Consider the following 17,820-nt stretch of genomic DNA (forward strand, 5'->3'; position numbering starts at 1 on the left):
AGCCAGCTAACCTGTGGATAAACGCCCCCTCGTGGGGCGTTTTGCTATCTGTCGTTTTTGTCCTGAGGCCTACGACCATGAATGTTCGTCGTGAAACCATCGTCGCCATTGCTACTGCCCAAGGCCGTGGCGGGGTGGGAATTGTGCGTATTTCCGGGCCGCTGGCGAGCCAGGCCGGGTTGGCCATCACCGGCCGCACGCTGACCCCGCGGCATGCCCACTATGGTGCGTTTCGCAGTGATGACGAGTTGGTGCTCGATGAAGGCATCGCCTTGTACTTCCCCGGGCCGAACTCGTTCACCGGCGAAGATGTCCTCGAATTGCAGGGGCATGGCGGGCCGGTGGTGCTCGATATGTTGCTGCAACGCTGTGTACAACTTGGCTGCCGCCTGGCTCGGCCGGGTGAATTCAGCGAGCGCGCATTCCTCAACGACAAGCTCGACCTGGCGCAAGCCGAGGCCATCGCCGACCTGATCGAGGCCAGTTCGACCCAGGCGGCACGCAATGCCTTGCGTTCGTTGCAGGGTGAATTCTCCCGTCGTGTGGATAACCTCACCGAGAAATTGATCAGCCTGCGGATCTATGTGGAAGCGGCCATCGACTTTCCCGAGGAAGAAATCGACTTTCTCGCCGATGGCCACGTGCTCAGCATGCTCGATGATGTTCGCGCCAACTTGTCCACAGTGCAGCGTGAGGCCGGGCAGGGTGCCTTGTTGCGCGACGGCATGACCGTGGTGATTGCCGGTCGTCCGAATGCCGGCAAGTCGAGCCTGCTCAACGTCCTCGCCGGTCGCGAAGCGGCAATCGTCACGGACATCGCCGGCACCACGCGGGATATTCTGCGCGAACATATCCACATCGATGGCATGCCCCTGCACGTGGTGGACACCGCCGGCCTGCGCGATACCGATGACCATGTGGAAAAAATCGGCGTGGAACGTGCGCTGAAGGCGATCAATGAAGCGGACCGTGTGCTGCTGGTGGTTGACTCAACCGCCCCTGAAGCCAGCGATCCTTTCGCCCTGTGGCCGGAATTTCTCGACCAACGGCCAGATCCGGCCAAGGTCACGCTGATCCGCAACAAGGCGGACCTCAGTGGTGAAGCCGTGGCGGTGGAGCAATGTGAGGATGGCCACGTCACCATCACCCTGAGTGCCAAGGACAGCGATACCGGGCTCGAGCTGCTGCGCGAACACCTCAAGGCCTGCATGGGTTATGAACAGACCTCTGAAAGCAGCTTCAGCGCGCGCAGGCGCCACCTGGATGCCCTGCGCCAGGCCAGTGAACATCTTGAGCACGGTCGCGCCCAGTTGACCCTGGCAGGCGCTGGCGAGCTGTTGGCGGAAGATCTGCGTCAGGCACAGCAAGCATTGGGTGAAATTACCGGTGCGTTCAGCTCGGACGACCTGTTGGGCCGCATCTTCTCCAGTTTCTGCATCGGCAAGTAGCCTGCGTTATCCACAGTCAGGCCTGTTCAAGGCCTGGCTGACCCTCCTGATTTATCCCTCTCCCTGACTTCTGCAGCAACACCCGGCTCGTTCCCGGTGTATTCGGCTGCCTGTTTTTCCTCTAATTAGCCAAATAAGCCCTGTGGAAAACCCCACCTTAGCTCAGTTGATAAGTAGGCCTGAAAACTGAAGATAAACCCGCCTGTTGATAAGTAGCCATTTAATCCACAGGCTTAAGCCGCTTATCCAGACCCCTCAGACCCACTAGACCACAGACTTTAGGATCTCTGTACAGTACGTGTAATAAGGGCTGTAGAACCTTATCCACAGAAAGGTGCCTCAGTAAGAATAAACATAAAAACAAAGCTTTAATAAATTTCTCTCTCTTTATTTCTATTACCGCCACTCATCCACAGGCTGGTTAAATTTTGTGCAAAAGGTTCCTTTAGAGGGGGGTAAGTCCCTATACTTGTCCGCTATCCCTTTTTTTATTCCCGAAACAGGCACGAGGTGCGTGGTGGATTTCCCTTCCCGTTTTGAAGTGATCGTCATCGGCGGCGGCCATGCCGGAACCGAGGCTGCGCTTGCGTCTGCACGCATGGGTGTAAAAACCCTGTTGCTGACCCACAACGTGGAAACCCTCGGGCACATGAGCTGCAACCCGGCTATCGGTGGCATTGGCAAAAGCCACCTGGTCAAGGAAATCGATGCGCTCGGTGGTGCCATGGCATTGGCTACCGACAAGAGCGGCATCCAGTTCCGCGTTCTGAACAACCGCAAAGGCCCGGCAGTGCGCGCAACCCGTGCACAGGCAGACCGCGCCATCTACAAGGCGGTTGTCCGCGAGATCCTGGAAAACCAGCCGAACCTGTGGATATTCCAGCAGTCTTGCGACGACCTGATCGTCGAGCAGGACCAGGTACGCGGCGTCGTGACCCAAATGGGCCTGCGCTTCATGGCCGACTCCGTGGTACTGACCACCGGGACCTTCCTCAGCGGACTTATCCACATTGGTCTGCAGAACTATTCCGGTGGCCGTGCCGGCGATCCGCCGGCGATTGCCCTGGCGCACCGCCTGCGTGAACTGCCGCTGCGCGTGGGTCGCCTGAAAACCGGTACGCCGCCGCGTATCGATGGCCGCTCGGTGGATTTCTCGGTGATGTCCGAGCAACCCGGTGATACGCCGATCCCGGTGATGTCGTTCATGGGCGACAAGGCCATGCACCCACGCCAGGTCAGTTGCTGGATCACCCATACCAACGCCCGTACCCACGAGATCATCGCCTCGAACCTCGACCGTTCGCCGATGTACTCCGGGGTGATCGAAGGCATCGGCCCGCGCTACTGCCCATCGATCGAAGACAAGATCCATCGCTTTGCCGACAAGGAAAGCCATCAGGTCTTCATCGAGCCCGAAGGCCTGAACACGCACGAGATCTATCCGAACGGGATCTCCACCTCGCTGCCGTTCGACGTGCAGTTGCAGTTGGTGCGGTCGATTCGCGGCATGGAAAACGCCCACATCGTGCGGCCGGGCTACGCCATCGAGTACGACTACTTCGATCCACGTGACCTGAAGTACAGCCTGGAAACCAAAGTCATCGGCGGCCTGTTCTTCGCCGGGCAGATCAACGGCACCACCGGCTACGAAGAAGCCGGCGCCCAGGGCCTGCTCGCCGGGACCAACGCCGCACTGCGTGCGCAGGGCCGCGAAAGCTGGTGCCCGCGTCGCGACGAGGCGTACATCGGGGTGTTGGTCGACGACCTGATCACCCTCGGTACCCAGGAGCCGTACCGCATGTTCACGTCGCGCGCCGAGTACCGGCTGATCCTGCGCGAAGACAACGCCGACCTGCGCCTGACCGAAAAAGGCCGCGAGTTGGGCTTGGTCGACGACGCCCGCTGGGCGGCGTTCAGCGCCAAGCGTGAAGGCATCGAGCGTGAAGAGCAGCGCCTGAAATCGACCTGGGTACGCCCGGGCACCGAGCAGGGCGATGCCATCGCTGAAAAATTCGGCACCCCGCTCAGCCATGAGTACAACCTGCTCAACCTGCTGACCCGTCCGGAAATCGACTACGCTGGCCTGATCGAAGTGACTGGCGATGCCGGCGTCGAAGCGCAAGTGGCTGAACAGGTCGAGATCAAGACCAAATACGCCGGTTACATTGACCGGCAACAGGAAGAAATCGCCCGCCTGCGTGCCAGCGAAGACACCCGCTTGCCCGAGGACATCGACTACACCGGCATTTCCGGGTTGTCCAAGGAGATCCAGGGCAAGCTCGGCCAGACCCGCCCGGAAACCCTGGGCCAGGCCTCGCGTATCCCCGGTGTTACCCCGGCGGCAATTTCCCTGTTGCTGATTCACCTGAAAAAACGCGGCGCTGGCCGCGAGTTGGAGCAAAGCGCTTGAGTTCGATGGTCACCGACAAACATGCCGAGGAGTTGTCCACAGGCGCCCGCGCACTGGGCCTGGAGCTCAGTGCCGCGCAGCAGGAGCAACTGCTGGCCTACCTGGCACTTCTGATCAAGTGGAACAAGGCGTATAACCTGACTGCCGTCCGTGATCCGGACGAGATGGTGTCCCGTCACCTGCTCGACAGCCTGAGCGTGATGGCATTTATCCACAGCGACAGCCCGCGCTGGCTCGATGTCGGCAGCGGCGGCGGTATGCCAGGTATTCCTTTGGCTATCCTGCACCCTGGCAAAAACGTCACGGTGCTCGACAGCAACGGCAAGAAAACGCGCTTCCTGACCCAGGTCAAACTGGAGCTGAAGCTGGACAACCTCACGGTTATCCACAAGCGGGTCGAGGAGTTCCAGCCGGAGCTTCCCTTCACCGGAATCATCTCGCGTGCTTTCAGCAGCATGGAAAACTTCACCAACTGGACGCGGCACCTGGGTGACGCCCAGACGCAGTGGCTGGCAATGAAAGGGCTGCATCCAGCTGATGAGCTGGTAGCATTGCCGGCAGATTTCAAAGTGGATAGCGAGCAGGCCTTGACCGTTCCGGGTTGCCAAGGCCAACGCCATCTGCTGATACTGCGCCGCACGGCATGACTGGGAACACAAGCAAGAATGGCTAAGGTATTCGCTATCGCGAACCAAAAGGGTGGTGTGGGTAAGACCACCACCTGTATCAATCTGGCCGCATCGCTGGTCGCTACCAAGCGCCGCGTGCTGCTGATCGATCTCGATCCACAAGGCAACGCCACCATGGGTAGCGGTGTGGATAAACACGTCCTGGAACATTCGGTCTACGACCTGTTGATCGGCGAGTGCGACCTGGCCCAGGCCATGCACATCTCCGAGCACGGCGGTTACCAGGTGTTGCCGGCCAACCGCGACCTGACCGCCGCCGAGGTGGTGCTGCTGGAAATGCAGATGAAGGAGAGCCGTCTGCGCACGGCGCTGGCGCCGATCCGGGAGAGTTACGACTACATCCTGATCGACTGCCCGCCGTCGCTGTCCATGCTGACCCTCAACGCCCTGGTTGCCGCAGATGGCGTGATCATTCCAATGCAATGTGAATACTTTGCCCTGGAAGGTTTGAGCGACCTTGTGGATAACATCAAGCGCATTGGCGCCAGACTCAATCCACAGCTGAAGATCGAAGGCCTGTTGCGGACCATGTACGACCCGCGCCTGAGCCTGATCAACGATGTCTCTGCGCAGCTCAAGGAACACTTCGGCGAGCAGCTCTACGACACCGTCATCCCACGCAACATCCGCCTGGCCGAAGCCCCGAGTTTCGGCATGCCGGCCCTGGCGTACGACAAGAACTCGCGTGGCGCACTGGCCTACCTTGCGCTGGCCGGTGAACTGGTTCGTCGTCAACGCCGTCAAACCCGCACTGCACAGGCAACTTAAGGAATCCGCATGGCCGTTAAGAAACGAGGTCTCGGACGTGGGTTGGATGCACTGCTGAGTGGTCCGACTGTCAGCGCGCTCGAAGAGCAGGCTGTCAAAGTCGACCAGAACGAACTGCAACACCTGCCTCTGGACCTGATCGAGCGTGGCAAGTACCAGCCACGCCGGGACATGGACCCACAGGCGCTCGAAGAATTGGCGCACTCGATCAAGAGCCAGGGCGTCATGCAACCGATCGTGGTTCGCCCGATTGGCGAGAACCGCTACGAAATCATCGCCGGCGAACGCCGCTGGCGCGCCAGCCAGCAGGCCGGCATGGAAACCATCCCGGCGATGGTGCGCGACGTACCCGATGAAGCGGCCATTGCCATGGCCCTGATCGAGAACATCCAGCGCGAAGACCTCAACCCCGTGGAAGAGGCCATTGCCCTGCAGCGTCTGCAGCAGGAATTCCAGCTGACCCAGCAACAGGTCGCCGATGCCGTCGGTAAGTCGCGGGTAACCGTGGCGAACCTGCTACGCTTGATCTCGCTGCCGGAAGTCATCAAGACCATGCTGTCCCACGGCGACCTGGAGATGGGCCATGCCCGTGCACTCCTCGGTTTGCCCGAAGATCAGCAGGTTGAAGGGGCGCGACACGTTGTCGCACGCGGCCTCACGGTACGTCAGACCGAGGCTCTGGTACGCCAGTGGCTGAGCGGCAAGCCTGAGCCGGTCGAAGCGGCGAAGCCCGATCCGGACATTACCCGCCTTGAACAGCGTCTGGCAGAGCGTTTGGGCTCTTCCGTACAGATTCGCCATGGCAACAAGGGCAAGGGCCAGTTGGTAATTCGTTACAACTCGTTAGATGAGTTGCAAGGTGTACTGGCCCACATCCGCTGAAACAATTGCATTTGTAGCGTGCAGTCGGAAATCACTACCCGGCAGTTGAATAGGGGTCCAAGCGCCCCTATACTCTGCGCGCATTTTGTCGGCACAAATTATGCCAAGTCATAGTTGACTGGTTGGCCGACTTTTGAGGAGCAGTTGTGATGGAAACCCGCACGCCAAACCGCCTGCCTTTCCATCGCTGGGCGGTTTTTCCGGTACTGCTGGCTCAATGTGTGGTGCTGCTGCTGGCCAGTTTGGTGTTGTGGCAGTGGCATGGGGGCGTCAGTGGATATTCAGGACTCTGCGGAGGACTGATTGCCTGGCTACCGAATGTGTACTTTGCCTATAAGGCGTTCCGTTTTACCGGCGCCCGGGCAGCGCAGGCCATCGTCAAGTCGTTCTACGCTGGCGAGGCAGGCAAATTGATTTTGACGGCAGTGTTGTTTGCACTGACGTTTGCAGGAGTGAAGCCATTGGCGCCATTAGCAGTATTCGGCGTCTTCCTGCTGACCCAGTTGGTCAGCTGGTTCGCGCCCCTGCTGATGAATATAAGACTTTCGAGACCTTAGGGCGTTTGAGGCAACCATGGCAGCAGAAACCGCTTCGGGCTATATCCAGCACCACTTGCAGAACTTGACCTTCGGTCAACTACCAGACGGCGGTTGGGGCTTTGCCCATTCCGCAGCAGAAGCCAAGGCAATGGGCTTTTGGGCGTTCCACGTGGACACCCTGGGCTGGTCCGTTGCACTGGGTCTGATCTTCATCTTCCTGTTCCGCATGGCGGCCAAGAAGGCGACTTCCGGTCAACCAGGTGGCCTGCAGAACTTCGTGGAAGTGATGGTCGAATTCGTCAACGGCAGCGTGAAGGACTCCTTCCACGGCCGTAGCCCGGTGATTGCACCGCTGGCGCTGACCATTTTCGTCTGGGTCTTCCTGATGAACGCCATCGACCTGATCCCGGTCGACTGGATTCCTCAGCTGGCCATCCTGATCTCCGGCGATCCGCATATTCCGTTCCGTGCAGTGTCGACCACTGACCCGAACGCGACCATTGCCATGGCGTTCTGCGTCTTCGCCCTGATCATCTTCTACAGCATCAAGGTCAAAGGCCTGGGTGGCTTCATCGGTGAGCTGACCCTGCATCCGTTCGGCAGCAAGAACATCTTCCTGCAGATCCTGCTGATTCCGGTCAACTTCCTGCTCGAATTCGTCACCTTGATCGCCAAGCCGATCTCGCTGGCCCTGCGTCTGTTCGGCAACATGTACGCCGGTGAGCTGGTGTTCATCCTGATTGCCGTGATGTTCGGTGCCGGCCTGCTGTGGCTCAGCGGTCTGGGCATTGTGCTGCAATGGGCGTGGGCGGTGTTCCACATCCTGATCATCACACTGCAAGCTTTCATCTTCATGATGCTTACCATCGTCTACCTGTCGATGGCTCACGAAGATAACCACTAAGACCGCCTGGCGTGTCTGATGACCCTTTCGCCAGCACGGGGGAGGGTCGAAAACGTCCGCAAGGGCAGCTGTAAAAAACGATTTTGTTTTACCGCTTCAAACTAAAAAACCTAACCAATACGACGTAAAAGTCGGGAGGAAAGATGGAAACTGTAGTTGGTCTTACCGCTATCGCTGTTGCTCTGCTGATCGGCCTGGGTGCCCTGGGTACCGCCATTGGTTTCGGCCTGCTGGGCGGCAAGTTCCTGGAAGGCGCTGCTCGCCAGCCAGAGATGGTTCCAATGCTGCAAGTTAAAATGTTCATCGTTGCCGGTCTGCTCGACGCCGTGACCATGATCGGTGTTGGTATCGCTCTGTTCTTCACCTTCGCTAATCCTTTCGTTGGTCAAATCGCAGGCTAATCACTCGATTTTCGAGTGTGTGGTGTGATGGACTAAGAACGAGCGAGGTGTTGGCGTGAACATTAATGCAACCCTGATTGGCCAGTCCGTTGCGTTCTTCATCTTTGTACTGTTCTGCATGAAGTTCGTGTGGCCTCCGGTCATCGCGGCATTGCAAGAACGTCAGAAGAAGATCGCGGATGGATTGGACGCTGCCAACCGAGCAGCTCGCGACCTGGAGTTGGCCCAAGATAAAGCGGGTCAACAACTGCGCGAAGCTAAGGCTCAGGCAGCTGAAATCGTAGAGCAAGCGAAGAAGCGCGGTGCTCAGATCGTCGAGGAAGCCCGTGATCAGGCCCGCGTCGAAGCTGACCGTGTGAAAGCTCAGGCTCTGGCCGAGATCGAACAGGAACTGAACGGTGTCAAAGACGCGCTGCGCGCCCAAGTGGGTAGCCTGGCCGTTGAAGGCGCTGAAAAGATCCTTGGCGCCACAATCGATCAAAACGCGCATGCGGAGCTGGTTAACAAACTGGCCGCTGAAATTTAAGCGAGGGCGATCATGGCAGAACTGACCACGTTGGCCCGACCTTACGCTAAGGCTGCCTTTGAGCACGCCCAGGCCCATCAGCAACTGGCCAATTGGTCAGCCATGCTCGGCCTGGCTGCTGCGGTGTCGCAAGACGACACGATGCAGCGCCTGCTCAAGGCCCCGCGACTGACGAGCGCACAAAAGGCCGCCACTTTTATTGAAGTGTGCGGTGACAAGTTTGATGCACCGGCACAGAGTTTCATCCAAGTTGCCGCGGAAAACGAACGTCTCCCGCTGTTGCCGGAGATTTCGGCGTTGTTCGACCTGTACAAGGCCGAGCAAGAGAAATCCGTGGATGTGGACGTCACCAGTGCTTTTGCATTGAACCAAGAACAGCAAGACAAACTCGCCAAGGTTCTCAGTGCACGGCTCGACCGGGAAGTGCGCCTGCAAGTGTCGGAGGATGCCAGCTTGATCGGTGGCGTCGTAATCCGCGCCGGCGACCTGGTTATCGATGGCTCAGTGCGCGGCAAAATCGCGAAACTGGCCGAAGCATTGAAATCTTGAGTTTGAAGGGGCAGCAGAGCAATGCAGCAACTCAATCCTTCCGAAATAAGTGAAATCATCAAGGGTCGCATCGAGAAGCTCGATGTGTCCTCCCAGCCTCGCAACGAAGGTACTGTCGTCAGCGTTTCTGACGGCATCGTGCGGGTTCACGGTCTGGCCGACGTTATGTACGGCGAAATGATCGAGTTCCCTGGCGGCGTCTACGGCATGGCCCTCAACCTGGAGCGTGACTCCGTTGGTGTGGTAGCCCTGGGCGAGTACCAGACTCTTGCTGAAGGCATGAGCGCCAAGTGCACCGGCCGCATCCTGCAAGTTCCTGTTGGTAAGGAACTGCTGGGTCGCGTTGTTGACGCACTGGGCAACCCAATCGACGGTAAAGGTCCACTCGGCAACACCGAGTTCGACGCTGTCGAGAAAGTTGCACCTGGCGTGATCTGGCGTAAGTCGGTAGACCAGCCTGTACAGACTGGCTACAAATCCGTCGACGCCATGATCCCGGTCGGCCGTGGTCAGCGTGAGCTGATCATCGGTGACCGTCAGATCGGTAAGACCGCCATGGCCATCGACGCCATCATCAACCAGAAAGACAGCGGTATTTTCTGTGTTTATGTTGCTGTCGGCCAGAAGCGTTCGACCGTTGCCAACATCGTTCGCAAGCTGGAAGAAAACGGCGCACTGGCCAACACCATCGTGGTGGCAGCTACTGCTTCGGAATCCGCCGCACTGCAATTCCTGGCGCCATACGCCGGTTGCACCATGGGCGAGTTCTTCCGTGACCGCGGTGAAGACGCACTGATCGTTTACGATGACCTGTCCAAGCAGGCCGTTGCCTACCGTCAGATCTCCCTGCTGCTGCGCCGTCCACCAGGACGTGAAGCGTACCCAGGCGACGTGTTCTATCTCCACTCCCGTCTGCTGGAGCGTGCATCGCGCGTTTCCGAAGAGTACGTAGAGAAGTTCACCAACGGTGCTGTAACTGGCAAGACCGGTTCCCTGACCGCACTGCCGATCATCGAAACCCAGGCTGGCGACGTTTCCGCGTTCGTTCCGACCAACGTGATCTCGATCACCGACGGTCAGATCTTCCTGGAATCGGCCATGTTCAACTCGGGCATCCGCCCTGCAGTGAACGCCGGTGTTTCGGTATCCCGTGTGGGTGGTGCCGCTCAGACCAAGATCATCAAGAAGCTTTCCGGTGGTATCCGTACCGCTCTGGCTCAGTACCGTGAACTGGCAGCATTCGCCCAGTTCGCTTCTGACCTGGACGAAGCCACCCGTAAGCAGCTGGAACACGGTCAACGTGTTACCGAACTGATGAAGCAGAAGCAATACGCTCCAATGTCCATCGCGGACATGGCGCTGTCGCTGTATGCCGCTGAGCGTGGGTTCCTGACCGACGTCGAAATCGCCAAGATCGGCAGCTTCGAACAAGCGCTGATCTCCTACTTCAACCGTGATCACGCCGAACTGATGGCGAAGATCAACGTGAAGGGTGACTTCAACGACGAAATCGACGCTGGCATCAAAGCCGGTATCGAGAAGTTCAAGGCCACCCAAACCTGGTAAGCCGCAGCGGGGGCTTTGCAGCCCCCGCTTGCTAACCTGATAGGTGTTACATGGCAGGCGCAAAAGAGATTCGCAGTAAGATTGCGAGCATCAAAAGCACGCAAAAAATTACCAGCGCCATGGAAAAAGTGGCGGTCAGCAAAATGCGCAAGGCACAAATGCGCATGGCTGCTAGCCGTCCTTATGCGGAGCGTATCCGCCAGGTGATTGGTCATCTGGCCAACGCCAACCCGGAATACCGCCACCCGTTCATGCTCGATCGCCCTGTAAAGCGCGTCGGTTATGTCGTGGTGAGCAGTGACCGTGGTCTGTGCGGTGGCTTGAACACCAACCTGTTCAAGGCCCTGGTCAAGGACATGGCGGTAAACCGCGAGCAAGGCGTCGAGATCGATCTGTGCGTTGTCGGCAGCAAAGGTGCGGCATTCTTCCGCAACTTCGGCGGTAACGTCGTCGCTGCGATCAGCCACCTGGGCGAAGAGCCGTCGATCAATGATCTGATCGGTAGCGTCAAGGTCATGCTGGACGCTTACCTGGATGGCCGTATCGATCGCCTGTCCGTGGTATCGAACAAGTTCATCAATACCATGACGCAACAGCCAACGGTCGAGCAGTTGATTCCGTTGGTCGCAACCCCGGATCAAGAACTCAAGCACCACTGGGACTACCTCTACGAACCTGACGCCAAAGAGCTGCTTGACGGCCTGATGGTGCGTTACGTGGAGTCGCAGGTCTACCAGGCGGTGGTCGAGAACAACGCAGCTGAACAAGCGGCGCGGATGATCGCAATGAAAAACGCCACCGACAACGCCGGTGACCTGATCAGCGAATTGCAGCTGATCTACAACAAGGCGCGTCAGGCTGCGATCACCCAAGAGATCTCGGAAATCGTCGGCGGCGCTGCCGCGGTTTAACGGTTCAAATATTCAGAGGATCCAGCTATGAGTAGCGGACGTATCGTTCAAATCATCGGCGCCGTCATCGACGTGGAATTCCCACGTGACAGCGTACCGAGTGTCTATAACGCGCTGAAAGTACAAGGCGCGGAAACCACCCTGGAAGTTCAGCAGCAGCTGGGCGACGGCGTGGTTCGTACCATTGCGATGGGTTCCACCGAAGGCCTGAAACGTGGCCTGGACGTGAACGACACCGGCGCGGCCATCTCGGTACCAGTCGGTAAAGCGACCCTGGGCCGTATCATGGACGTCCTCGGTAACCCGATCGACGAAGCTGGTCCGATCGGTGAAGAAGAGCGCTGGGGTATTCACCGCGACGCTCCTTCCTTCGCTGACCAGGCAGGCGGCAACGACCTGCTGGAAACCGGCATCAAGGTTATCGACCTGGTTTGCCCGTTCGCCAAGGGCGGTAAAGTCGGTCTGTTCGGTGGTGCCGGTGTAGGCAAAACCGTAAACATGATGGAACTGATCCGTAACATCGCCATCGAGCACAGCGGTTATTCCGTGTTCGCCGGTGTGGGTGAGCGTACTCGTGAGGGTAACGACTTCTACCACGAGATGAAGGATTCCAACGTACTGGACAAGGTTGCTCTGGTATACGGCCAAATGAACGAGCCACCAGGAAACCGTCTGCGCGTAGCGCTGACCGGCCTGACCATGGCTGAGAAGTTCCGTGACGAAGGTAACGACGTTCTGCTGTTCGTCGACAACATCTATCGTTACACCCTGGCCGGTACTGAAGTATCCGCACTGCTGGGCCGTATGCCTTCGGCAGTAGGTTACCAGCCGACCCTGGCTGAAGAGATGGGCGTTCTGCAAGAACGTATCACTTCGACCAAGGAAGGTTCGATCACCTCGATCCAGGCCGTATACGTACCTGCGGACGACCTGACTGACCCGTCGCCAGCGACCACCTTCGCCCACTTGGACGCCACCGTCGTACTGTCCCGTGACATCGCCTCCCTGGGTATCTACCCAGCGGTCGATCCACTGGACTCCTCGTCGCGCCAGCTGGACCCGAACGTCATCGGCAACGAGCACTACGACACCGCGCGTGGCGTTCAGTACGTACTGCAGCGCTACAAAGAGCTGAAGGACATCATTGCGATCCTGGGTATGGACGAACTGTCCGAATCCGACAAGCAACTGGTATCCCGTGCTCGTAAGATCCAGCGCTTCCTGTCCCAGCCGTTCTTCGTGGCAGAAGTCTTCACCGGTTCTCCAGGCAAATACGTTTCCCTGAAAGACACCATTGCAGGCTTCAGCGGCATCCTCAAAGGTGACTACGACCACTTGCCAGAACAAGCGTTCTACATGGTCGGCGGCATCGAAGAAGCGGTCGAGAAAGCCAAGAAACTGTAATCCCGGCGCCCCGCAAGGGGCGCTAATCAGGTTGAGGCAAGCAGATGGCTATGACAGTCCATTGCGATATCGTCAGCGCGGAAGGAGAGATTTTCTCCGGCCTGGTCGAGATGGTGATTGCGCACGGCAACCTGGGTGATCTTGGTATCGCTCCAGGCCACGCCCCGCTGATCACGAATCTGAAGCCAGGTCCGATCACGCTGACCAAGCAGGGTGGCGCCCAAGAGGTGTTCTACATCTCTGGTGGTTTCCTCGAGGTTCAGCCGAACATGGTCAAGGTGCTTGCCGATACTGTGCAACGTGCTGCTGACCTGGATGAAGCTCAGGCTCAGGATGCCCTCAAGGCTGCTGAGAGTGCCCTGCATGAAAAAGGCGCGGAGTTCGACTACGGCGCCGCTGCCGCACGTCTGGCCGAGGCCGCAGCCCAGCTGCGTACCGTTCAGCAAATGCGCAAAGGGAAGTAATCCGGCCCAGGCCGATCACTTCTCCAGCGATTGAGTTAAAGGGTAGCCTCGGCTACCCTTTTTCTTTTTCTGCATTTCATCTTCTGGTCACACTGCTGACCATCCAGGATTGGTAGCCAGTCAATGTCTCTCGATATCGTTATTCTCGCCGCCGGCCAAGGCACCCGCATGCGCTCGGCGCTGCCCAAGGTTTTGCATCCGGTCGCCGGTGATTCCATGCTCGGGCATGTTATCCACAGCGCGCGCCAGCTTCAGCCACAGGGCATCCATGTGGTGATCGGGCATGGTGCGGAGCTGGTTCGTGAGAGTCTGGCCGCAGATGATCTGAATTTCGTCCTGCAGGACAAACAATTGGGCACCGGTCATGCCGTCGCCCAAGCCCTGCCGGAACTGACCGCCGACACCGTGCTGATCCTCTATGGGGATGTGCCGCTGATCGAAGTCGATACGCTCAAGCGCTTGCTGGCGTTGGTGACCCCAACCCAGCTGGGCTTGCTGACCGTGACCCTGGATGATCCGACCGGCTATGGCCGGATCGTGCGCGATGCCCAGGGCAAGGTCACGGCGATCGTTGAGCACAAGGATGCCAACGACGCGCAAAAAGCCATCAAGGAAGGCAACACCGGCATTCTCGCCGTGCCGGCTGCACGCCTGGCCGATTGGCTGGGCCGCTTGTCGAACAACAATGCCCAGGGCGAGTACTACCTGACCGACGTGATCGCCATGGCAGTAGGTGATGGCCTGGTGGTCGCTACCGAACAGCCGCACGACCCGATGGAAGTGCAGGGCGCCAACGATCGGCGCCAGCTGGCAGAGCTTGAGCGCCATTACCAGCTGCGCGAAGCGCGCCGGCTGATGGCCCTGGGGGTCACCCTGCGCGACCCGGCACGCTTTGATGTACGTGGCCAGGTGACGGTCGGTCGCGACGTGCTGATCGATATCAACGTGATTCTCGAAGGCCGTGTCGAGATCGAAGACGATGTGGTCATCGGGCCGAACTGCGTGATCAAGGACAGCATCCTGCGCAAGGGCGTCGTGATCAAGGCCAACAGCCATATCGAAGGTGCGGTGCTGGGCGAGCATTCCGATGCCGGCCCGTTTGCCCGCCTGCGCCCGGGCAGCGTGCTGGAAGCGCGGGCCCATGTGGGTAACTTCGTCGAGCTGAAGAACGCCCACCTGGGTGAAGCAGCCAAGGTCGGTCACCTGACCTACCTGGGCGATGCCGAAGTCGGTGCTCGTACCAACATTGGCGCTGGCACCATCACCTGCAATTACGATGGTGCGAACAAGTTCAAGACCGTGCTGGGCGAAGACGTGTTCATCGGTTCGAACAACTCGCTGGTGGCACCTGTGGATATCCTTGCCGGGGCAACCACGGCAGCCGGCTCGACGATCACCCAGAACGTTGAAGCGGCGCAGTTGGCAGTAGGGCGTGCGCGCCAGCGCAACATCGATGGCTGGAAGCGTCCCGAGAAAATCAAGAAAAGCTGAAGTTATTAACAGCTGAACAGAAAGGCCGACGGCATTGTGCATAAGTCGGCCTTTCTGTTTTTGGCTGTCCACAAAGCTTCAGCTGTGGATAACAATGATGCGCCACGTTATACACACCATCGGAAAATTCCCCCCGTCAGCTTGACGAAACGAAAGCTTTAGGTTTTGATTGCCGTCATTATCTTTCGAATCGAAACTTAAGCGCTCATGTCGAAACGCAACACGCCGCAACGACGCCACAACATCCTTGCGCTGCTCAACGAGCAGGGCGAAGTGAGTGTGGACGCGCTCGCCAAGCAGTTCGAAACGTCGGAAGTCACCATTCGCAAGGACCTTGCGGCGCTTGAAGCCAACGGCTTGCTGCTGCGCCGCTACGGTGGTGCGGTGACGATGCCGCAGGAACTGATCACCGACCAGGGCCAGCCGGTCTCCCTCTACAAGCAGGCGATCGCCCGTGCAGCAGTGCAGCGCATTCGCGAACATGCGCGGATCATCATCGACAGTGGCAGCACCACCGCCTCGATGATCCGCGAACTGGGCCAGCAGCCGGGCCTGGTGGTGATGACCAACTCGCTGAATGTGGCCCGCGCCCTGAGCGAGCTGGAGCACGAGCCCGTGCTGCTGATGACCGGTGGCACCTGGGACCCGCATTCGGAGTCGTTCCAGGGCCAGGTCGCCGAGCAGGTACTACGCTCTTACGATTTCGACCAGCTGTTCATTGGTGCCGACGGCATCGATTTGCAGCGGGGTACCACCACCTTCAACGAGCTGTTGGGCCTGAGCCGGGTCATGGCCGAGGTGGCCCGCGAAGTGATCGTGATGGTCGAGTCCGACAAGGTCGGGCGCAAGATCCCCAACCTCGAGCTGCCCTGGAGCAGCGTCAACACCCTGATTACTGATGAGCGCCTGTCCATCGAGGCACGCGAACAGATTGAAGCCCGCGGCATCAACGTCATCTGCGCCGCAATCAGCTAGGAGCAATTATCTATGTGTGGAATCGTTGGTGCCGTTGCCGAGCGCAACATCACAGCCATCCTGATCGAAGGCCTCAAGCGCCTGGAATACCGCGGCTATGACAGCGCTGGCCTGGCCGTGTACACCGCCCAGGGTAACCTGGAGCGCCGTCGCCGGATCGGCAAGGTCAGCGAGCTGGAAGCGGCCGTGGTTGCCGACCCGCTGATCGGCCAACTGGGTATCGCCCACACCCGTTGGGCCACCCACGGTGCGCCGACCGAGCACAACGCTCACCCGCACTTCTCCGGTCACGAACTGGCCGTGGTGCACAACGGCATCATCGAGAACCATGAAGCCCTGCGCGAACAGCTCAAGGCGCTGGGTTATGTGTTCAGCTCGCAAACCGACACCGAAGTGATCGTGCACCTGCTGCACCACACCCTGAAGTCGGTGTCGGACCTGGCCGATGCCCTGAAAGCCACGGTCAAGCAACTGCACGGCGCCTACGGCCTGGCCGTGATCAGCGCAAATCAGCCAGACCGCCTGCTGGCCGCCCGCAGCGGCAGCCCGCTGGTGATCGGCCTGGGCCATGGCGAGAACTTCCTGGCTTCTGACCAACTGGCCCTGCGCCAGGTCACCGACCGCTTCATGTACCTGGAAGAAGGTGATATCGCCGAAATCCGCCGCGACCAGATCGCCATCTGGGACATCGACGGCAAGGCCGTCCAGCGCGAAACCGTGCAGTACCACGAAGGTGCCGAAGCCGCCGACAAAGGCGCCTACCGTCACTTCATGCTCAAGGAAATCCATGAGCAGCCAAGCGTGGTGCAACGTACCTTGGAAGGCCGTCTGGGCAAGGACCACGTGCTGGTTCAGGCATTCGGCCCACAGGCTGCCGAGCTGTTCGGCAAAGTTCGCAACGTGCAGATTGTCGCCTGTGGCACCAGCTACCACGCCGGCATGGTTGCGCGTTACTGGCTCGAAGAGCTGGCCGGTATCCCGTGCCAGGTCGAAGTTGCCAGCGAGTTCCGCTATCGCAAGGTAGTGGTGCAGCCGGACACCCTGTTCGTCTCCATCTCCCAGTCTGGCGAAACCGCCGACACCCTGGCAGCCCTGCGCAACGCCAAGGCACTGGGCTTCCTCGCCAGCCTGGCGATCTGCAACGTCGGCATCAGTTCGTTGGTGCGTGAGTCGGACCTGACCCTGCTGACCCTGGCCGGCCCGGAAATCGGCGTGGCTTCGACCAAGGCCTTCACCACCCAGCTGGTCTCGCTGATGTTGCTGACCCTGGCGCTGGGTCAGGTGCGTGGCACCCTGGCGGCAGGTGTGGAAGCCGAGCTGGTCGAAGAGTTGCGTCGCCTGCCGGTACGCCTGGGTGAAGCCCTGGCGATGGACACCACGATCGAGAAGATCTCCGAACTGTTCGCCGACAAGCACCACACCCTGTTCCTGGGCCGTGGAGCACAGTTCCCGGTGGCAATGGAAGGTGCTCTCAAGCTCAAGGAGATCTCCTACATCCACGCCGAGGCCTACCCGGCAGGTGAGCTCAAGCACGGCCCGTTGGCCCTGGTCGATAGCGACATGCCGGTGGTCACCGTGGCGCCGAACAACGAGCTGCTGGAGAAGCTCAAGTCCAACCTGCAGGAAGTGCGGGCCCGTGGTGGCGAGCTGATCGTATTCGCCGACGAGCAGGCCGGCATGACCAATGGTGAAGGCACCCACGTCATCAATGTGCCGCACATTGCCGACGCCCTGGCGCCGATTCTCTACACCATTCCGCTGCAACTGCTGTCGTACTACGTCGCCGTGCTCAAGGGCACTGACGTTGACCAGCCGCGCAACCTGGCCAAGTCGGTGACGGTGGAGTAAGCCACGTAACGCTGCAATGGTTGCGTGTGTTTTTGCATTAAAGAT

General features: G+C 59.2%; 17 protein-coding genes. All 17 read left to right on the top strand.

What is annotated here, in order from left to right:
- Positions 1-77 precede the first annotated feature (77 nt).
- The 17 genes from mnmE (at position 78) to glmS (ending at position 17,775) form a co-directional block, all read left to right on the top strand.
- Entirely contained in the window at positions 78-1,448 is a 1,371-nt protein-coding gene (gene mnmE, locus M5G11_RS11735; RefSeq protein ID WP_273912908.1) for a tRNA uridine-5-carboxymethylaminomethyl(34) synthesis GTPase MnmE, read from the top strand.
- A 517-nt stretch (positions 1,449-1,965) separates the two neighbouring features.
- On the top strand, positions 1,966-3,858 hold the full coding sequence (gene mnmG / locus M5G11_RS11740) for a tRNA uridine-5-carboxymethylaminomethyl(34) synthesis enzyme MnmG (protein ID WP_273912907.1): 1,893 nt from the start codon (positions 1,966-1,968) through the stop codon (positions 3,856-3,858).
- Positions 3,855-4,505 carry a 16S rRNA (guanine(527)-N(7))-methyltransferase RsmG gene (rsmG, locus tag M5G11_RS11745; RefSeq protein ID WP_273912906.1) on the top strand — a complete coding sequence of 217 codons (651 nt, stop codon included), beginning with the start codon at positions 3,855-3,857 and terminating at the stop codon, positions 4,503-4,505. The genes mnmG and rsmG overlap by 4 nt, the downstream gene beginning before the upstream one ends.
- An 18-nt stretch (positions 4,506-4,523) precedes the next feature.
- On the top strand, positions 4,524-5,315 hold the full coding sequence (locus M5G11_RS11750) for a ParA family protein (protein ID WP_273912905.1): 792 nt from the start codon (positions 4,524-4,526) through the stop codon (positions 5,313-5,315).
- A gap of 9 nt (positions 5,316-5,324) precedes the next feature.
- Positions 5,325-6,197, top strand: coding sequence for a ParB/RepB/Spo0J family partition protein (locus tag M5G11_RS11755; protein ID WP_273912904.1), 873 nt, complete (start codon positions 5,325-5,327; stop codon positions 6,195-6,197).
- Positions 6,198-6,346: 149 nt separating this feature from the next.
- Entirely contained in the window at positions 6,347-6,754 is a 408-nt protein-coding gene (locus M5G11_RS11760; RefSeq protein ID WP_273912903.1) for a F0F1 ATP synthase subunit I, read from the top strand.
- A gap of 16 nt (positions 6,755-6,770) precedes the next feature.
- The gene (gene atpB, locus M5G11_RS11765; protein ID WP_273912902.1) at positions 6,771-7,640 is read left to right on the top strand and encodes a F0F1 ATP synthase subunit A; all 870 of its coding nucleotides are present in this window, start codon (positions 6,771-6,773) and stop codon (positions 7,638-7,640) included.
- 143 nt (positions 7,641-7,783) lie between these two features.
- Positions 7,784-8,041 carry a F0F1 ATP synthase subunit C gene (gene atpE / locus M5G11_RS11770; protein ID WP_003097235.1) on the top strand — a complete coding sequence of 86 codons (258 nt, stop codon included), beginning with the start codon at positions 7,784-7,786 and terminating at the stop codon, positions 8,039-8,041.
- Positions 8,042-8,096: 55 nt separating this feature from the next.
- The gene (locus M5G11_RS11775) at positions 8,097-8,567 is read left to right on the top strand and encodes a F0F1 ATP synthase subunit B (RefSeq protein ID WP_273912901.1); all 471 of its coding nucleotides are present in this window, start codon (positions 8,097-8,099) and stop codon (positions 8,565-8,567) included.
- A 12-nt stretch (positions 8,568-8,579) separates the two neighbouring features.
- Complete coding sequence (locus M5G11_RS11780; protein ID WP_273912900.1) at positions 8,580-9,116, top strand: F0F1 ATP synthase subunit delta; 537 nt, start codon at positions 8,580-8,582, stop codon at positions 9,114-9,116.
- 21 nt (positions 9,117-9,137) lie between these two features.
- Positions 9,138-10,682, top strand: a complete 1,545-nt coding sequence (gene atpA / locus M5G11_RS11785; RefSeq protein WP_273912899.1) for a F0F1 ATP synthase subunit alpha — start codon at positions 9,138-9,140, stop codon at positions 10,680-10,682.
- A gap of 50 nt (positions 10,683-10,732) precedes the next feature.
- Positions 10,733-11,593, top strand: coding sequence for a F0F1 ATP synthase subunit gamma (gene atpG / locus M5G11_RS11790; protein ID WP_273912898.1), 861 nt, complete (start codon positions 10,733-10,735; stop codon positions 11,591-11,593).
- 27 nt (positions 11,594-11,620) lie between these two features.
- Entirely contained in the window at positions 11,621-12,997 is a 1,377-nt protein-coding gene (gene atpD / locus M5G11_RS11795; protein WP_273912897.1) for a F0F1 ATP synthase subunit beta, read from the top strand.
- 44 nt (positions 12,998-13,041) lie between these two features.
- Complete coding sequence (locus M5G11_RS11800) at positions 13,042-13,461, top strand: F0F1 ATP synthase subunit epsilon (RefSeq protein WP_273912896.1); 420 nt, start codon at positions 13,042-13,044, stop codon at positions 13,459-13,461.
- A 123-nt stretch (positions 13,462-13,584) separates the two neighbouring features.
- On the top strand, positions 13,585-14,952 hold the full coding sequence (glmU, locus tag M5G11_RS11805) for a bifunctional UDP-N-acetylglucosamine diphosphorylase/glucosamine-1-phosphate N-acetyltransferase GlmU (RefSeq protein WP_273912895.1): 1,368 nt from the start codon (positions 13,585-13,587) through the stop codon (positions 14,950-14,952).
- Between the two features lie 207 nt (positions 14,953-15,159).
- Positions 15,160-15,927, top strand: coding sequence for a DeoR/GlpR family DNA-binding transcription regulator (locus tag M5G11_RS11810; RefSeq protein WP_273912894.1), 768 nt, complete (start codon positions 15,160-15,162; stop codon positions 15,925-15,927).
- Between the two features lie 12 nt (positions 15,928-15,939).
- Positions 15,940-17,775, top strand: a complete 1,836-nt coding sequence (glmS, locus tag M5G11_RS11815) for a glutamine--fructose-6-phosphate transaminase (isomerizing) (RefSeq protein ID WP_273912893.1) — start codon at positions 15,940-15,942, stop codon at positions 17,773-17,775.
- The last annotated feature ends 45 nt before the right edge of the window (positions 17,776-17,820 follow it).

Source organism: Pseudomonas fontis (genome assembly GCF_028656955.1).
GTDB classification, from domain to species: domain Bacteria; phylum Pseudomonadota; class Gammaproteobacteria; order Pseudomonadales; family Pseudomonadaceae; genus Aquipseudomonas; species Aquipseudomonas fontis.